14 protein-coding genes are annotated in these 18,168 nt (G+C 54.0%); 8 read left to right on the forward strand and 6 right to left on the reverse strand.

The genetic code is table 11. The features are described from left to right. Nucleotides 1-106: 106 nt before the first annotated feature. From purC to ypfH, 4 genes are all read left to right on the forward strand, one after another. Entirely contained in the window at nt 107-820 is a 714-nt protein-coding gene (gene purC / locus FDX04_RS15470) for a phosphoribosylaminoimidazolesuccinocarboxamide synthase (RefSeq protein WP_003835086.1), read from the forward strand. Between the two features lie 128 nt (nt 821-948). Further along, nucleotides 949-1,812, forward strand: coding sequence for a neutral zinc metallopeptidase (locus tag FDX04_RS15475; RefSeq protein WP_032944186.1), 864 nt, complete (start codon nt 949-951; stop codon nt 1,810-1,812). 15 nt (nt 1,813-1,827) lie between these two features. Then, nucleotides 1,828-3,843, forward strand: coding sequence for a tRNA(Met) cytidine acetyltransferase TmcA (locus FDX04_RS15480; RefSeq protein WP_137371185.1), 2,016 nt, complete (start codon nt 1,828-1,830; stop codon nt 3,841-3,843). Nucleotides 3,844-3,916: 73 nt separating this feature from the next. Continuing rightward, a complete protein-coding gene (gene ypfH / locus FDX04_RS15485; RefSeq protein WP_137360588.1) occupies nt 3,917-4,615 on the forward strand; it encodes an esterase in 699 nt (232 codons plus the stop codon). 92 nt (nt 4,616-4,707) lie between these two features. Here ypfH and FDX04_RS15490 read toward each other — a convergent pair whose 3' ends face one another. Genes FDX04_RS15490 through FDX04_RS15500 form a run of 3 tightly spaced genes read right to left on the reverse strand, consistent with a single transcriptional unit; the run spans nt 4,708 to nt 6,423 of the window. Next, nucleotides 4,708-4,908 (reverse strand): YpfN family protein, encoded by a 201-nt coding sequence (locus FDX04_RS15490; protein WP_003835080.1) that lies wholly within the window; start codon nt 4,906-4,908, stop codon nt 4,708-4,710. Between the two features lie 27 nt (nt 4,909-4,935). Continuing rightward, a complete protein-coding gene (gene dapE, locus FDX04_RS15495; protein ID WP_137360589.1) occupies nt 4,936-6,063 on the reverse strand; it encodes a succinyl-diaminopimelate desuccinylase in 1,128 nt (375 codons plus the stop codon). 3 nt (nt 6,064-6,066) lie between these two features. Further along, on the reverse strand, nt 6,067-6,423 hold the full coding sequence (locus FDX04_RS15500) for an ArsC family reductase (protein WP_137360590.1): 357 nt from the start codon (nt 6,421-6,423) through the stop codon (nt 6,067-6,069). Nucleotides 6,424-6,811: 388 nt separating this feature from the next. On the opposite strand from FDX04_RS15500, the gene ypfM reads away from it, so the two are divergent. Continuing rightward, the gene (gene ypfM, locus FDX04_RS15505; RefSeq protein ID WP_001386977.1) at nt 6,812-6,871 is read left to right on the forward strand and encodes a protein YpfM; all 60 of its coding nucleotides are present in this window, start codon (nt 6,812-6,814) and stop codon (nt 6,869-6,871) included. 75 nt (nt 6,872-6,946) lie between these two features. Here ypfM and acrD read toward each other — a convergent pair whose 3' ends face one another. Both acrD and narQ read right to left on the reverse strand, forming a co-directional pair. Continuing rightward, the gene (gene acrD, locus FDX04_RS15510) at nt 6,947-10,060 is read right to left on the reverse strand and encodes a multidrug efflux RND transporter permease AcrD (RefSeq protein ID WP_137360591.1); all 3,114 of its coding nucleotides are present in this window, start codon (nt 10,058-10,060) and stop codon (nt 6,947-6,949) included. A 185-nt stretch (nt 10,061-10,245) separates the two neighbouring features. Next, on the reverse strand, nt 10,246-11,943 hold the full coding sequence (gene narQ, locus FDX04_RS15515; protein ID WP_137371186.1) for a nitrate/nitrite two-component system sensor histidine kinase NarQ: 1,698 nt from the start codon (nt 11,941-11,943) through the stop codon (nt 10,246-10,248). A 263-nt stretch (nt 11,944-12,206) separates the two neighbouring features. Between narQ and aegA the strand changes: the two genes are divergently transcribed. The 3 genes from aegA to FDX04_RS15530 all read left to right on the forward strand — a co-directional run bounded on the left by aegA (nt 12,207) and on the right by FDX04_RS15530 (nt 16,085). Beyond that, nucleotides 12,207-14,186, forward strand: coding sequence for a formate-dependent uric acid utilization protein AegA (gene aegA / locus FDX04_RS15520; protein ID WP_137371187.1), 1,980 nt, complete (start codon nt 12,207-12,209; stop codon nt 14,184-14,186). A gap of 156 nt (nt 14,187-14,342) precedes the next feature. Further along, nucleotides 14,343-14,918, forward strand: coding sequence for a GDP-mannose pyrophosphatase NudK (gene nudK, locus FDX04_RS15525; RefSeq protein WP_006683526.1), 576 nt, complete (start codon nt 14,343-14,345; stop codon nt 14,916-14,918). 123 nt (nt 14,919-15,041) lie between these two features. Then, nucleotides 15,042-16,085, forward strand: a complete 1,044-nt coding sequence (locus tag FDX04_RS15530) for a DUF1176 domain-containing protein (RefSeq protein ID WP_137360594.1) — start codon at nt 15,042-15,044, stop codon at nt 16,083-16,085. Here FDX04_RS15530 and tkt read toward each other — a convergent pair. Next, nucleotides 16,075-18,069, reverse strand: a complete 1,995-nt coding sequence (gene tkt / locus FDX04_RS15535; protein WP_137360595.1) for a transketolase — start codon at nt 18,067-18,069, stop codon at nt 16,075-16,077. The genes FDX04_RS15530 and tkt overlap by 11 nt on opposite strands. Nucleotides 18,070-18,168: the final 99 nt, after the last annotated feature.

Consider the following 18,168-nt stretch of genomic DNA (forward strand, 5'->3'; position numbering starts at 1 on the left):
ACCTCCGGCTATGCCGGAGGATATTTATTCTGATATGATACGCAAACGTGTGCGTCGGCAGAAAAACGCAATATTTATCGTTAATTCACACCCAGGAGTAATAAAGATGCAAAAGCAAGCTGAGTTGTATCGTGGTAAAGCGAAGACCGTATACAGCACGGAAAACCCGGACCTGTTGGTGCTCGAATTCCGCAATGATACGTCAGCAGGGGATGGCGCGCGCATTGAACAGTTTGACCGTAAAGGCATGGTGAATAACAAGTTCAACCATTTCATTATGACTAAACTGCAAGAAGCGGGCATTCCTACCCAGATGGAGCGACTGCTTTCCGATACCGAATGTCTGGTGAAAAAACTGGAGATGGTACCGGTTGAATGTGTGGTGCGTAACCGCGCGGCAGGCTCACTGGTTAAGCGTTTAGGCGTTGAGGAAGGTATTGAACTGAATCCGCCGCTGTTTGATCTGTTCCTGAAAAACGATGCTATGCACGATCCAATGATTAACGATTCCTATTGCGAAACTTTTGGTTGGGTGAGCAAAGAGAATCTGGCACGTATGAAAGAGCTGACCTACAAAGCTAACGACGTGCTGAAAAAGATGTTCGATGATGCGGGCCTGATTCTGGTCGATTTCAAACTTGAGTTTGGCTTGTATAAAGGTGAAGTGGTGCTGGGTGATGAATTCTCACCGGACGGTAGCCGTCTGTGGGATAAAGAAACGCTGGATAAAATGGACAAAGATCGCTTCCGCCAGAGCCTGGGCGGCCTGATCGAAGCCTATGAAGCCGTCGCGCATCGCCTGGGTGTCAAGTTAGACTAATTCCCCTCTGAGCCGGCGATCGCTCACCGGCTCATCAATCTCGCCGATTTTGATTACTGTTTCTTATGGTAATCCTGTTCCGAACCGCCTACGATCATCATCATAATGAATAAAAAGTTGAGGTGATTATGCGCTGGCAAGGGCGTCGTGAAAGTGACAATGTAGAAGACAGACGAAATAGCTCCGGCGGCCCTTCTATGGGCGGGCCTGGTTTTCGTTTGCCCAGTGGTAAAGGCGGCATCATCCTGCTGATTGTGGTGTTGGTCGCAGGTTATTATGGCGTGGATCTCACCGGGTTAATGACCGGTCAACCCGTCTCCCAACAGCAATCATCACGCTCCATCAGCCCAAATGATGATGAAGCGGCAAAATTTACCTCGGTGATTCTGGCCACCACAGAGGATACCTGGGGACAGCAGTTTGAAAAAATGGGCCGGACCTATCAACAGCCGAAGCTGGTGATGTATCGGGGCGCTACGCGTACCGGCTGCGGCGCGGGCCAGTCCGTGATGGGGCCGTTTTACTGTCCGGCGGATGGCACCGTGTACATCGACCTCTCCTTCTACGACGATATGAAAAACAAGCTGGGCGCCGATGGTGATTTTGCTCAGGGCTATGTTATCGCCCATGAAGTGGGCCACCACGTGCAGAAACTGCTGGGTATTGAACCGAAAGTTCGTCAGATGCAGCAGAATGCCTCACAGGCTGAAGTGAACCGTCTTTCCGTGCGTATGGAACTGCAGGCGGATTGCTTTGCCGGCGTCTGGGGACATAGTATGCAGCAGCAGGGCGTGCTGGAGTCCGGCGATCTGGAAGAGGCGCTGAACGCCGCGCAGGCGATTGGTGACGATCGCCTGCAGCAGCAAGGACAAGGGCGCGTTGTACCGGACAGCTTTACCCACGGAACCTCTGAACAGCGTTTTACCTGGTTCAAACGCGGCTTTGACAGCGGCGATCCGGGGCAGTGCAATACTTTTGGAAAAGGCATTTAAAATACAGAGGCAGGGATGTCTGATAACACGGCGCTGAGTGCGTTAACTGAACAGATGACCCGCGAAGGTATCCGCCGTTTGCTGGTTATCAGCGGCGAGGATAGCTGGTGTCAGGCGCAAGCGTTAGCGCTACGCAACGCGTTACCCGGTGACTGGCTATGGGTAGGGGCGCAAGCCCCTGCTGAGCCGAACTGTACGCCGCAGGCGCTGCAAACATTACTAGGGCGCGAATTCCATCATGCAGTTTTTGACGCCGGGCAGGGATTTGACGCTGCGGCGTTTGCCGCCTTAAGCGGCACGCTGCTCGCCGGGAGCTGGCTGGTGTTGCTGACCCCCCCCTGGCATGGCTGGCACACGTATCCGGACACGGATTCACTGCGCTGGAGCGACTGCGTAGACCCTATTCCAACGCCACATTTTGTTGAACACATCAAACGGGTGATTTCCCAGGATGGACAGGCGTTGCACTGGCAGCAGCATCAGCCTGCTTCATATCCCCACTTTCCTGCTCGCGCCGACTGGCACGCGGCAACTGGTGAACCTCAGCCTGAACAGGCGCTGATTTTAGCGCAGTTGCTGGGTATGCCTCCTGGCGTGGTTGCCGTGACGGCTGCGCGTGGTCGGGGAAAATCCGCGCTGGCGGGGCAACTGATTGCACGTATCAACGGGACTGCTATTGTTACCGCGCCTGCTAAAGCGGCAACCGATGTGCTGGCGCAGTTTGCCGCAGAACGTTACCGCTTTATGGCCCCGGATGCGTTGTTAAGCAGTTCTGCAACCGCAGACTGGCTTATCGTTGATGAAGCCGCCGCAATTCCCGCGCCGCTACTGCATCAGTTAGTCGCGCGTTTTCCCCGTACGCTATTAACCACCACCGTTCAGGGCTATGAGGGAACCGGCAGAGGCTTCTTGTTGAAATTCTGCGCCCGCTTTCCCCATCTTCGACGTTATGAGTTACAACAGCCCGTACGCTGGGCGCTGGGATGCCCTCTGGAGAAAATCGTCAGCGATGCGCTGGTGTTTGACGACGAAACTTTTACGCATGCCCCGTTGGGCGATCTCCATTTCTCGGCATTTGAACAACAATCCTGGCATGACAATCCGGCGCTGCCGGTAGCGGTATATCAACTGCTTTCCGGGGCGCACTATCGCACCTCGCCACTTGATCTGCGGCGGATGATGGACGCACCAGGCCAACATTTTCTTCAGGCATCGTGTGCTGATTCGGTGGCGGGAGCCGTCTGGTTGGTGGATGAAGGGGGACTATCTGCTGAATTAAGCCAGGCCGTTTGGACAGGATATCGCCGACCACGAGGAAATCTGGTTGCACAGTCACTGGCGGCGCACGGTGGCGATCCGTTGGCGGCAACGCTCATTGGACGGCGGGTAAGCCGAATTGCGGTTCATCCTGCTCGCCAGCGAGAAGGTATCGGGCAGCAGTTGATTATGCAGGCCCGGCGTTACTCCACGCAATGTGACTATCTGTCCGTCAGTTTTGGGTATACGGTCGAACTCTGGCGTTTCTGGCAGCGCTGTGGTTTTGTTCTGGTGCGTATGGGCAATCACCGCGAAGCCAGCAGCGGGTGCTATACCGCCATGGCGTTACTGCCTATTAGTGAAGCGGGAAAACGCCTTGCCGGGCGCGAACACCAGCGTCTGCGTCGTGATGCGGAGATCCTTACGCAGTGGAACGGTGAGGGCATTCCGCTGGCCCCGTTGAAAGAGTCTACGCTTAATGAGGATGACTGGAACGAGCTGGCCGGATTTGCTTTCGCCCATCGGCCATTACTGACGTCGCTTGGCTGTCTGACTCGTCTGCTTCAGCACAGCGAGTTACCTCTCCCGGCCTTGCGGGGCCGCTTACAGGCTAAACGCAGCGATGCCGAATTGTGCCAGCAGTTGAAGATCTCCGGGCGTAAAGCACTGCTGGTCGTTCAGCGGGCCGAGGCGGTGCAGGCGTTAAAGCAGCTGGATGCTGAACGTATACAGCGGCTACAAAATCGCATTATGCAATGGCAAAATTTTCACTAACTTCTTCAATTTACTGACATGGTCATTGCGGTTAAGCGGCGTAGAATAATTCTCATCAGTTAAGGAGATCGCCATGAAACATGACCATTTTGTTGTTCAAAGTCCTGATAAACCCGCTCAACAGCTACTGCTGCTGTTTCATGGCGTCGGCGATAACCCGGTTGCCATGGGCGAAATCGGCTCCTGGTTTGCACCGCTGTTTCCGGATGCGCTCATCGTCAGCATTGGCGGGGCTGAGCCTTCTGGTTCTCCTTCCGGACGTCAGTGGTTTTCGGTTCAGGGCGTAACGGAAGAGAACCGGCAGGCGCGTGTTGACGCCATTATGCCGGTCTTTATTGAAACCGTGCGCTACTGGCAGAAGCAGAGCGGCGTTTCACCTCAGGCTACCGCGCTGATTGGTTTTTCTCAGGGGGCGATTATGTCGCTTGAGAGTATTAAAGCCGAGCCAGGGCTGGTATCGCGCGTCATCGCCTTTAATGGTCGCTATGCCACCTTACCAGAGGTTGCAACCACGGCTACGACGGTGCATTTGATTCACGGCGGTGAAGACCGGGTGATTGAGTTATCTCACGCCGTTGCCGCACAGGAAGCATTAATTCGCGCGGGTGGGGATGTGACGCTGGATATCGTCGAAAATCTGGGGCACGCCATTGATGAACACAGCATGCAGTTTGCGCTGGATCATCTGCGTTTTACCATACCGAAGCACTACTTTGATGAAGCGCTGAGTGGCGGTACGCCCAACGATGATGATGTGATTGAGATGATTTAACCTGTAGGCCGGATAAGGCGAAGCCGCCATCCGGCATGACAGTCAGTGATAGTGCCGGATAGCAATGTGATATGTGTTATCCGGCCTACAAATTATTTCTTCGGCTGATCCTTATTCGGCCAATCGTCGTCGTCGTCCCATTTATCGTTAAAGTCACGATGCGGGGGAAGCTCCGGCTTATTAGCGAGAAACTTTTTGTGGTCGACGCGCTTGAGATCTTTAATCACGTTCAGCAATACGCCTACCAGAAACACCAATACTAAAATCCACCAATATTTTGCCAGCCAGTCCATGCTCATTTCCTCTTGCAGGAACACTCATCAGGCGACGAGTTGCTCCATGATACGTTGATACATACGGGCAAGCAGTTGCAGGTCGGCGGCATTAACGCATTCATTAATTTTATGAATGGTGGCATTGACCGGCCCAAGCTCTACTACCTGTGCCCCCATGCGGGCAATAAAACGCCCGTCGGATGTCCCGCCTGTAGTCAGTAACTGCGGTTTAATTTCATTATAGTGCTCAATGGCGTTCACTACTGCATCCACCAGTTTACCGCGTGCGGTCAGGAACGGCTGACCGGAGAGCCACCAGTCGACGGTATAACGCAGTTGATGTTTTTCCAGCAGTTCCAGCACCCTGGCTTTAATCATTTCATCGTTTAATTCGGTGCTGAAACGGAAGTTAAACTGGATGAACAGCTCACCAGGGATGACGTTGTTGCTACCGGTTCCTGCCTGAATATTGGCAATCTGCATACTGGTCGCTGGGAAGAACTCGTTACCCTGATCCCACTCGATCGCCACCAGTTCATTGAGCATTGGCGCGGCGCGGTGTACCGGGTTATCAGCCAGATGTGGGTAGGCCACGTGTCCTTGCACGCCGTGAATGGTCAGGTTGCAGGTCAGCGAACCACGACGACCATTTTTCACCACGTCGCCAACGATTTCCGTACTGGATGGTTCGCCTACCAGACAATAATCGAGGCGTTCGTTACGCGCCATCAGCGCTTCAACCACCTTTACGGTGCCGTTTTTGGCGCTGGCTTCTTCGTCAGAGGTTATCAGGAACGCCAGACGGCCCTGATGATTAGGATGTTGGGCGACAAAGCGTTCTGCGGCCACGATCATCGCTGCCAGTGAACCTTTCATATCGGCAGCGCCACGCCCAAACAGCATGCCATCGCGAATGGTCGGTTCGAACGGCGGATTAATCCAGCGATCGACATCGCCGGCAGGCACTACGTCAGTGTGACCGGCAAATGCCAGGGTCTCACCTTTACCGCGCCATGCCCAAAAATTCTGCGTGTCACCAAAATCCATACGCTCAACGGTAAAACCTACCGCACGCAGACGTTCAATCATTAACGCCTGGCACCCGGCATCATCCGGGCTCAGAGAAGGACGGCGAATAAGCTGCTGAGTCAGCTCAATAACCGGGCACGACATAGATTACACCTCATTAAAAAACTGCGTATAACTGGAATCACTGAAACCAAGCAGCATAGGCTTACCCGGCTCGCAGAGCAATGGGCGTTTGATAATTGCAGGCATTTCAATCATCAACGCGGCGGCGGCGTCCGCAGTAGTGATTTGACTACGCGTGGCTTCATCCAGTTTCCGCCACGTGGTTCCACGCGTATTGAGCAGCGGCTCCCAACCTAATTCGCTGATAAAAGACTGTAATAGCGCGTTGTCCAGGCCGTCGACGCGATAATCATGGAAGCGGTAGTCGATCTCTCGTTGTTCTAACCAGCGTCTGGCTTTTTTAATCGTATCGCAATTTTTAATGCCGTAGAGCGTGATCATTTGAATCCTTATCGATTTAATTTGAATATTTATTCTCGTGTTGTGTGAACACGGATAATACATATTGTCATCCTGGCGTTATAGAGAAATATAACATTGTTGAACAATGGTGAATAATGATTCCTGAAAGTTCCAAAACTAACTCATAAATGAAAATCAGAATTTGCCTGTTTGCATCAGCCTGTTTTTTCATCAGAATTGCAAAAGTAGTAGATGATGTATGAATATTTCAAAATATTGCAGTAAGTCACATAAAATTTATGGGCATAGCGCATAGTGATCACATAAACCCCAAACACGGGAGGATGTAATCACAACCATCGGTTAAATGATCTTCTTTTGATGATGATGATTTCGTAGAATGCTCATAATAATAAGAGAGGTTGTTATGATTGAACGTGAACTGGGGAACTGGAAAGACTTTATCGAAGTCATGCTTCGTAAATAATTTTCTGGAAGAAATTCAGATCCTGCAAAGGATAAAAAAAGGCGACTCAACGTAAGTCGCCTTTTTTGTGTCCGATTATTCTGGGCGTGGCTTCAATGGGAAGCGTCGGCGGACCAGTACAAAGAACAGGGGAACGAAGTAAATCGCCAGGATGGTGGCTGAAATCATCCCGCCCATTACGCCGGTCCCCACTGCATGTTGACCGCCGGAACCCGCGCCATTGCTGATGGCCATCGGCAACACCCCAAAGATAAACGCCAGCGACGTCATCAGAATTGGGCGTAAGCGCTGGCGACAGGCATGCAGCGTGGCATCAAGCAGATCGTGTCCTTTCTCGTTCATCTCATTGGCGAATTCAACAATCAATATCGCGTTCTTTGCTGAAAGACCGATAACGGTTAATAACCCGACCTGGAAATAGACATCGTTTTCCAGACCGCGCATCCAGGTGGCCAGCAGCGCGCCGATAACCCCCAGCGGCACGACCAGCATGACGGAGAAGGGCACCGACCAGCTCTCGTACAGCGCCGCCAGACACAGGAACACCACCAGCAGAGAGATGGCGTACAGGGCGGGGGCCTGAGAACCCGACAGTCGTTCCTGATAAGACATCGCCGTCCATTCCAGGCCAAATCCGGTCGGCAATTGGCGGACCAGCGACTCCATCACGTCCATCGCCGTACCGGTACTGACGCCGGGCGCGGCTTCACCGACAATCTCGACGGCAGAATAGCCGTTATAACGCTCCAGACGCGGTGAGCCGGTTTCCCAACGCGAGGTGGCAAAGGCCGAAAAAGGCACCATGCCGCCGCTATTATTGCGGACGTACCACAGGTTGATATCGTCCGGGAGCATGCGGTATTTTGCCGCCGCCTGGACGTAGACTTTCTTCACGCGGCCGCGGTCCATAAAGTCGTTAACGTAGCTGGAGCCCCAGGCCGTTTGCAATGTGTCGTTGATGTCGTCAATGGACACGCCCAGCGCCTGGGCTTTGCGCTGATCGATATCAATTTGCAATTGTGGACTGTCGTCGAGTCCGTTATGACGAACGCGGGTGAGGGACGCGTCTTTCCCGGCCAGCTCAATCAGCTTGTCGCGTGCGGCCATTAACGCGTCATGGCCCGCGCCGGCGTGATCCTGCAGTTCCATATCAAAACCAGCCGAACTTCCGAGGCCGCTAATGGCTGGAGGGCTGCTGGCGAAGACGCGAGCCTCTTTAATCTTATTAAACGCTTTGGTCGCGCGTTCGATGATGGCGAAGGAGGTCCCGGTGGTGGTGTCACGCTCATCCCAGTCTTTTAAACGCACGAACATACGCGCCACGTTTTGTCCGTTCCCGCCGGGGCCGGATCCTACCGTGGAAAAGACCGACATGATGTTGTCTTTTTCGTGGGTGAAGTAATACTTCTCTACTTCCTCTACCACTTTCAACGTTTGTTGTTGGGTGGAGCCGCTGGGGAGCTGTATCGAGGTGGTAAACATTCCGCGGTCTTCCAGCGGCAGGAAGGAAGTCGGCAGACGCAGGAACAGGAAGACCATACCGCCGAGCAGCAGAACGTAGATCAGGATCCAGCGCAGGCTGCGGTGCAGGATCCGGGCAACGCCTTTTTCGTAGCGCTCGGCGTTGCGATTAAACATGCGGTTAAACCAGCCGAAGAAACCGGTTTGCCCGTGATGCTCGCCTTTATGCAGCGGTTTGAGTAGCGTGGCGCACAGGGCAGGGGTGAGGATCATCGCCACCAGAACGGACAGCACCATCGCGGAAACAATGGTAATCGAGAACTGGCGATAAATCGCCCCGGTGGTACCGCCGAAGAAGGCCATTGGGATAAACACTGCCGACAGTACCATGGCGATACCGACCAGCGCCCCCTGGATTTGCCCCATCGATTTCCGCGTCGCTTCACGCGGCGTGAGGCCTTCCTCACTCATAATACGCTCGACGTTTTCCACTACTACAATGGCGTCATCCACCAGCAGGCCGATCGCCAGCACCATCGCAAACATGGTTAACGTGTTCACGCTATAGCCAAAGGCGTAGAGCACGGAGAAGGTGCCCATCAGAACGACAGGTACGGCGATAGTGGGAATCAGCGTGGCGCGGAAGTTTTGCAGGAACAGGTACATGACCAAAAATACCAGCGCGATCGCTTCCAGCAGGGTTTTTACCACGTCGATGATTGAGGCTTTAACGAAGGAGGTGGTTTCATACGCCACCTTGTATTCCAGCCCGTGTGGAAAATACTGCGAAAGCTCGTTCAGGCGGTCGATAACCAGCTCAGCCGTTGCCATTTCATTAGCGCCGGAGGCCAGTTTTACCCCCAGACCGGAAGCCGGGTTGCCGTTGAAGCGGCTGAGGTAGTCATACTTTTCCGCGCCCATTTCGACCGTCGCCACGTCGCCCAGTTTAACTTCTGAACCGTCCTGGTTAACGCGTAGCGTAATCGCGCGGAATTGATCCGGAGTCTGCAGCAGCGACTGGGCATTAATCGTCGCATTCAGCGCCTGTTTGTCTACTGAAGGCGTACCGCCAAGTTGCCCGACGGCAATCTGCGCATTCTGTGACTCGATGGCATCGGTCACATCTTTGGCGGTCATCTGGAAACTGTTAAGTTTGGCCGGATCGAGCCAGATACGCATGGAGTATTGTGAGCCGTAGGCATCGATATCCCCCACGCCGTTTATACGGCTGAGCGGATCCTGAATATTACTCGCGACGTAATCGGCGATGTCCTGCTTATCCATGGAGCCATCGGTAGAGACGAAGGCGATGGTCAGAATATTGGTATCCCCGGTTTTACGCACCGTGACACCTTGATCCTGTACCGCCTGCGGCAGCTTACGCATTGCCGATTGCAGCTGGTTTTGCACCTGCTGTACGGCCTCGTCAGGATCGGTTCCGGCGACAAAGCTCAGCGTAACCGTCGCCTGGCCTGTCCCGCTGCTTTGTGATGACATGTACATCAGATTATCGAGACCAGTCATATTCTGCTCGATGACCTGGGTCACGGTGTTTTCCAGCGTTTGTGCAGATGCGCCAGGATAGTTGGCGGTTACCCGCACGTTGGGCGGGGCCAGATCGGGATATTGCTCAACGGGTAGTGAAAAAATAGCCAGGGCTCCTGTCAGGCACAACAGGATAGCTAACACCCAGGCAAAAATGGGGCGATCGATGAAAAAATTCGCCATTAAAAGGGGACCTCGTGTTTCTGCGTATCGTTATGGGTATGACTTGTTTCACTTTAGCGGCAAGGTACGAGCCAAACGTGGAGAAAAAAAGAAGATAATGTAAATTATCATGCCCGTTTACAGCATACCTTTTGTGCCAGCGCCCGTCAGGGCGGGATCCCGGCCTGCAAGCGCTTTGCGGTTCTTTACGTTAGACCACTGTCGGATTCAGCCGAACGAAAACTGATGCTTACCAGCGTTCCCCCGCCGGAGGGCTGCGAGAAGGTCAATGTGCCGCTGAGTCTTTCCGCTCGCTCACGCATAATATTTAATCCATAGTGTCCGGTAGGCTCATGCGGTTCGCCAATGCCGATGCCGTTATCGCGGATATAAACCGTATGATTGCCATCCGGCGCGGTGACGCAACTGACGGCAATTTCGGTTGCGTTAGCATGCTTAATCGCGTTCAGCACCGCTTCACGAACAATTTGCAACAGATGCACCTGCATTTGCGCATCCAGCGCCAGCGTAGGCAACCGACAGTCGAGTGTGAGTTTAGCTGTGGTCTGATTTTGCAGCGTTTCCAGCATTTCATGCAGAGCGGAGGGTAAATCGGCCTGCTGTAAGGTCAGACGGAAGGTGGTCAGCAGCTCGCGCAATTGACGATAGGCATCATTCAGCGCCTGAGAGAAATCCGCCATAATGCTTTGCGCCGGAGCGTTATCCTCTGGAATCGAGCGCTTCAGCAGCGTGAGCTGAATGCGTAAATAAGAGAGCACCTGCGCCAGCGAGTCATGCAGTTCGCGTGCAATGGTCGCGCGCTCTTCCATTAATAACAGCTGCTGAAAATGTTTTTGCGCCTGGTTGAAGTACAACCCGCGTCCCAGCATTGATGATACGCTGTTGAGCAGCGGGGTCGAGGCATTGACGTTTGGACTTTGCCAGTGCAGTTCGCCGTAGACGGTTTCCTGCATCGTGACCGGCAGGATTTGCATTGGCAGCTCGGGGCTTTTGGTCCCTTCGCTAATCCGCCAGTTATCACCGACGGTAAGCTTCAGGAAATACGCGGCGTCATGTTCGCGGACAATCTGTAAAATATGGCGGAAGCAGTACACATCAATCTGACTGGTGTTGAGCGCCTGAGAGCACTGATACAGCACCTCCAGGCGGCGATTAGCTTCGTGGAGATCGTGGGTTTTCTCTGCGACCGAGGCTTCCAGCGAGCGGTACAGCTTGTGTAATTCACTCGACATCTGGCTAAAGGTCTTGCCCAGCAGCCCCAGTTCGTTGGGTAAACCGGTATCCAGCGGCGGGATATCAAACTGACCGTGCTCAATGTGCTGGCTGGCCATTACCAGCTTATTGAGTGGCCGCACCACCTGCTGGCGAATGCGCCGCAGGGTAAAGAAGACGAGCGTGAATATGCCGATCCCGCCGGCCAACGAAATACTAAAAACCAGCATCACTTTGCGTTCGGCGTAGTGTTGCAGCGCCAGCACGAAGAGATCGATTTGATCGACATAGTTATTGATATTGGCCTGGTACCATTTTAAATCGCCATCGATCAGACGGGCGTTCATTTCCAGCCAGTTTGCATGCAGTCGTCCATAGCGACTTTTCACCGCTTGCGGTACATACCACGCATTCAGATTTTGCAATGCCGGCGAGTTTAGCGCCTGCTGGAAAAGTTGGCGGTGAGCGTTGAGCTGCGGGCTTTGGCTTTGCAGATCGTAACCCAGACGGTAGCTTTGCATGCGCAATGAGCCAGCAACGTTGATGGCTTCAGCATCCCGCAAGCTGCTGGTCAGCGTGAGCAGCGCAATACCCGTTGAGAGAATCGACAACAGCACGATGTAGAAAAAAGCCTTGGCCAGACTGGCCGAGACCGGACGCTTTACCGTCACTTGTGCATCCTCACACACTACACGTCGCGCCTTGATTCAGCCCGAACGATGCGGTGTAGTTGATAAATGTTAATAAAACGCCATGAAACTGGATGGTAACTGAAACACAATTTCATATGCGATGAAATAAATTGATCTGCCACAGGTTCTGGATAAATAGTTGTGCTTCCTGGGCAAATGAACATTGCCGCTTCCTTCCGTGTCGGTTAATAACAACAGTCATATAAAGAATAAGGTTTTTGCAACCAAAAAAGAAGGAAGCCATGAATCGTTTTATTATGGTCAATAGCCAGCAGTGCCTGGGTTGCCATGCCTGTGAGGTCGCCTGCGTCATGGCTCACAATGGCGAGCAGCATGTCCTGAGCCCGCGGCATTTCCAGCCCCGAATTACCGTCATCAAGCATCAGCACCAGCGCAGTGCGGTGACCTGCCACCACTGTGAAGATGCGCCCTGCGCCAGAAGTTGCCCAAATGGGGCAATCAGCCATGAAAACGACAGCGTGCAGGTGAACCCGCAAAAATGTATTGGCTGCAAATCGTGCGTCGTGGCTTGTCCCTTTGGCACGATGCAGATCGTACTCACTCCCGTGGCTAAAGGAAAGGTGAAAGCGACAGCGCATAAATGCGACTTATGTCAGGGGCGTGAAGAGGGGCCCGCCTGCGTGGAAAACTGTCCGGCACAGGCGTTACAGTTGGTGACGGAAAACGCGCTTACCGGTCTGTCAAAAGCGCGCAGACTGCGTACAGCCAGTCTGGAGAGTCAGCCCTGGCACAGTAGCGCTACCGATTTTGTTCAGGATGCCATCACCAAACGTGAGCAAATGCAGGCGACACCTGCCCGTGGTGAGCCGGATAAGCTGGCGATTGAAGCCCGTAAAACCAGCTTTGAAGAGATCTATCTGCCGTTTCGTACGGCGCAGGCGGAACGGGAAGCGTCCCGCTGCCTGAAATGCGGCAACCACAGTATTTGCGAATGGACCTGCCCACTGCACAACCATATTCCGCAGTGGATTGAACTGGTCAAAGCCGGGAACATCGACGCGGCGGTTGAGCTTTCTCATCAGACCAACTGCCTGCCGGAAGTGACCGGGCGCGTGTGTCCCCAGGACCGGCTCTGCGAAGGGGCATGCACGGTGCGTAACGAGCATGGCGCGGTGACTATCGGTAATATTGAGCGTTATATATCTGATCGGGCGCTGAGCAAAGGTTGGCGACCTGACTTAAGCCACGTACAGAAAGTGGATAAACGCGTCGCGATTATCGGCGCGGGTCCGGCAGGCCTGGCCTGTGCAGATGTGTTAGCGCGAAACGGCGTTAGCGCTACCGTGTACGATCGCCATCCTGAAATCGGCGGTTTGCTGACGTTTGGCATACCGGCCTTCAAGCTGGACAAAACGTTGTTGGCGCGTCGCCGCGAAATCTTCAGCGCCATGGGCATTCATTTCGAACTTAACTGTGAAGTGGGAAGGGATGTGGCGCTGGCGACGCTGCTGGAAGAGTACGATGCCGTGTTTGTGGGCGTGGGGACCTATCGTTCCATGAAGGCGGACCTGCCGAATGAAGACGCGCCTGGCGTTTATGATGCGCTGCCGTTCCTGATTGCCAACACAAAACAGGTGATGGGGCTGGATGAACTGCCTGAAGAGCCGTTTATCGATACTGCCGGGCTGAACGTGGTTGTCCTGGGGGGCGGCGATACGGCGATGGACTGCGTACGCACCGCGCTGCGTCACGGCGCAAGCCAGGTAACCTGCGCCTACCGTCGTGATGAAGCCAACATGCCGGGTTCGAAAAAAGAGGTGATAAACGCGCGCGAAGAGGGGGCGAACTTTGAGTTTAACGTTCAGCCGGTTGAACTGGTGTTGAATGCCGATGGACGAGTCAGCGGCGTGCGTTTCTTACGTACCCAGCTTGGCGAGCCGGACGCGAATGGGCGTCGACGTCCGGTGCCGATCGCCGGGAGTGAGTTTGTGATGCCCGCAGACGCGGTGATCATGGCGTTTGGTTTCCACCCGCACGGTATGCCGTGGCTGGAGACGCATGGCGTTAAGGTCGATAACTGGGGACGCATTGCCGCCAACGTTGAGAGCGCGTACCGTTATCAAACCAGTAATCCGAAAATTTTTGCCGGCGGAGATGCGGTACGCGGTGCGGACCTGGTGGTCACGGCGATGGCCGAAGGGCGGCATGCTGCCCAGGGGATCGTTGACTGGCTGGGCGTAAAATCAGTCAAATCTCATTAATCGGCGAGTAGGCCGGATAAAACGCGTTAGCGTTGCCATCCGGCAATGTGCCGCATGCATGCCTGATGGCGCTTTGCTTATCAGGCCTACATTGTTCCAAGACAAACCCGGTTTCACGGCGTAGTATTATTTTTCACTTCTCGCCGTGGAGCCGGTATGTCGCAAAAAATTACCCTCATCAAAGATAAAGTCCTTTCTGATAACTACTTCATCCTGCGCAATATCACCTATGACCTGACCCGAAGTAATGGGGAGGTGATTCGTCACAAACGCGAGGTTTACGATCGCGGCAACGGTGCGACTATTCTGTTGTATAACGCTGAGAAAAAAACCGTGGTGCTCATCCGTCAGTTCCGTGTCGCGACCTGGGTCAACGGTAACGAAGACGGCCAACTGATTGAAACCTGCGCCGGGCTACTGGATAACGACGAACCGGAAGCGTGTATTCGTAAAGAGGCGATTGAAGAGACCGGCTATGAAGTGGGTGAAGTGCGTAAACTGTTCGAACTCTACATGTCGCCGGGCGGCGTAACGGAGCTGATCCATTTCTTTATCGCGCAATACAGCGACAGTCAGCGGGCAAACGCAGGCGGCGGTGTTGAAGATGAAGATATTGAGGTTCTGGAGCTACCGTTCACGCAGGCACTGGAAATGATTAAAACGGGTGAGATCCGTGACGGCAAAACGGTGCTGTTGTTGAACTACCTGCAGTCGTCGCACCTTATGGATTAACCTCCAGTATTAATATTTCTTTACAAATAGACGGCCAATCCGACGATTCTTATTGAGCCACATCAGTCGCGCAAGGAAGATACCGCTTAGGCTGTGTGTTTTGATTTCGGGGTTGTACCGTCCATGCGCTATCGCGTCATTTTCCTTTTCCTGCTCGGGCTGCTACCCGTTCGTTTGCTGTGGGCCGCGCCCGCGCAGCAGGCTTTTTCTGACTGGCAGGTGACGTGTAACAACCAGAATTTTTGCGTGGCGCGCAATACCGGAGAACATCACGGCCTGGTCATGACCCTCAGCCGCAGCGCTGGGGCGCACACCGATGCGGTGTTGCGTATTGAACTGGGAGGGCTGGAGCCTTCCCATGTTAAAGAGAGCGAAATTTCGCCGCGTCTGTTGCTGGATGGCGCCCCGCTTGCGCTTAGCGGTGAGCACTGGCGTATTACGCCCTGGCAACTGATGACCGATGATCCGGCCACTATTAGCGCATTTTTACAAACTGTACAGGACGCGAAGGCAATAACCCTGCAAAAAGGCGCGCAAAATCTTTCACTGATCGGATTAAAAGCCGCATTGTTGTTTATCGACGCCCAGCAAAAACGCGTGGGGAGCGAAACCGCATGGATCGAAAAAGGTGATGAGCCGCCGCTCAGCGTACCGCCAGCCCCAGCCCTGAAAGGTGTGGCTGTCATTAATCCCACGCCAACCCCTTTAACGCAACAAGAGCGCAGCGAGCTGCTGGATTATGGTAACTGGCGCATCAATGGTATTCGCTGCTCGATCGATCCACTGCGTCGCGAGATGCGCGTCACGGCCCTGACGGATGATAAAGCGCTACTGATGATCGGCTGCGAAGCTGGGGCGTATAACACTATCGATCTGGCGTGGATTGTTTCGCGCGCAAAACCGTTAACCTCCAGTGCCGTACGTTTGAGTCTCCCTTTTAAAACGGATGCCGAAAGTCGGGATATGGAGCTGACTAACGCCACGTTTGACGAGAAGTCGCGGGAACTGGTCACCCTCGCCAAAGGACGAGGGTTGGCAGATTGTGGTATCCAGACGCGCTGGCGCTATGACGGACAGCGGTTTCGCCTGGCGCGTTATGCCCAGGAACCAAGTTGCGATAACTGGCATGGGCCAGATGCCTGGCCCACATTGTGGATCACGCGTTAAGCACTTTATGCGCTTTGGCGACGATGTTATCCACCGTAAAGCCGAAGAACGGGAACAACTTATCTGCCGGAGCCGATTCTCCATAACCGGTCATGCCGACAATCGCCCCTTTTAGACCGACATATTTGTACCAGTAATCGGCAATGCCTGCTTCCACCGCCACGCGCGCGCTGACGTTTGTCGGTAAGACAGATTCCCGGTACGCTTCATCCTGAGCGTCAAAAATATCGGTTGAGGGCAGAGAAACCACGCGCACGTTACGGCCTTCACCGGTCAGTTTTTCCGCTGCCAGTAGCGTGATTTCCATTTCTGAACCGGTCGCAATCAAAATAACATCCGGTTTACCGCCGCTGTCCTTCAGCACATATCCTCCGCGGGCAATCTGCTGCACCTGTTCAGGCGTTCGCTCAACCTGCGCCAGATTTTGTCTGGAGAGGATTAGCGCCGTTGGCCCGTCATGGCGTTCGACCGCCAGCTTCCAGCCCACCGCGGCTTCGACCTGATCGCACGGTCGCCAGGTGCTGAAATTAGGCGTCAGACGCAGGCTGGCGAGCTGCTCGACGGCCTGGTGCGTAGGACCATCCTCCCCCAGACCAATCGAGTCGTGGGTATAAACCATGATTTGTCTGGCCTTCATCAGCGCCGCCATGCGCGCGGCATTACGGGCATATTCGACAAACATCAGGAACGTGGCGGTGTACGGTACAAAGCCACCGTGATGGGCGATACCGTTGGCAATCGCGGTCATGCCAAATTCCCGCACGCCGTAGTGGATGTAGTTTCCGGCCGGATCCTCTTTAAGTGAAGCGGAACCTTTCCAGATGGTCAGGTTGCTGGGCGCCAGATCCGCTGACCCGCCAAGCAGTTCAGGCAGTATCGGCCCGTAGGCGTTCAGGGTATTTTGTGAGGCCTTACGGGTGGCGATTTTGGCCGGATTAGCCTGTAAGTCGGTAATGTACTTCTGGGTTGTTTCTTCCCACTGTTCCGGTAGCCCGCCGCTCATTCGACGGGTAAATTCAGCCGCCAGCTCCGGGTGTGCTTGTTGATACGCCGCGAATTTCTCATTCCAGGCCTGTTGCGCTTTCTCTCCTTTTTCCCGTGCATCCCACGCCCGGTAAATCTCTTTGGGGATCTCAAAAGCAGGATGGTGCCACCCCAGCTTCTGTCGGGTTAGCGCCACTTCTTCTTCACCCAGCGCGGCGCCGTGCGCTTCTTCTTTCCCGGCTTTATTCGGTGAGCCAAAACCAATCACCGTGCGGCAGATAATTAGCGATGGCTTATCGGTAACAGCCTGCGCTTCCTGAATCGCTTTTTTCACCGCCTCAGGATCATGACCATCAATCTCATGCACCACATGCCAGTGATAGGCCTCAAAGCGTTTTGCGGTATCGTCGGTAAACCAGCCGTCGGTTTCGCCATCAATCGAGATGCCGTTGTGATCGTAGAAGCCGATCAGTTTGCCCAGTCCCAGGGTTCCCGCCAGGGAACAAACCTCGTGGGAAATCCCCTCCATCAGGCAGCCGTCGCCCATAAACACCCAGGTATAGTGGTTAATAATCTCATGATCCGGCTGGTTAAATTGCGCAGCCAGCGTGCGTTCGGCAATCGCCAGGCCGACCGCGTTGGCTAAACCCTGACCCAGCGGGCCGGTGGTGGTTTCCACGCCCGGCGTGTAGCCGATTTCTGGATGCCCTGGCGTCTTCGAATGCAGTTGGCGGAAGTTCTTCAACTCCTCTAACGGCAAATCGTAGCCGGAAAGATGCAGCAGACTGTAAAGCAGCATTGAAGCGTGACCATTGGACAGAATAAATCGGTCACGATCGTACCAGGTGGGATCGGTCGGGTTATGGCGGAGGAAATCATTCCACAGTACTTCGGCGATATCGGCCATACCCATTGGTGCGCCGGGGTGGCCTGAGTTAGCTTTTTGTACGGCATCCATACTTAGCGCACGAATGGCATTGGCAAGCTCTTTACGGGTCATAGGAAATACTCCTTGAAAAGTAAAGCGTTAGATGCGTGTGTTAATTCACACTTTTGGGAAAATTGCGGGCTGCACACGCAAAAAGCATAGCAGACAAGC

The sequence above is a fragment of the Citrobacter sp. wls615 genome, from assembly GCF_005281355.1.
In the GTDB taxonomy this organism is placed as follows: Bacteria; Pseudomonadota; Gammaproteobacteria; order Enterobacterales; family Enterobacteriaceae; genus Citrobacter; species Citrobacter werkmanii.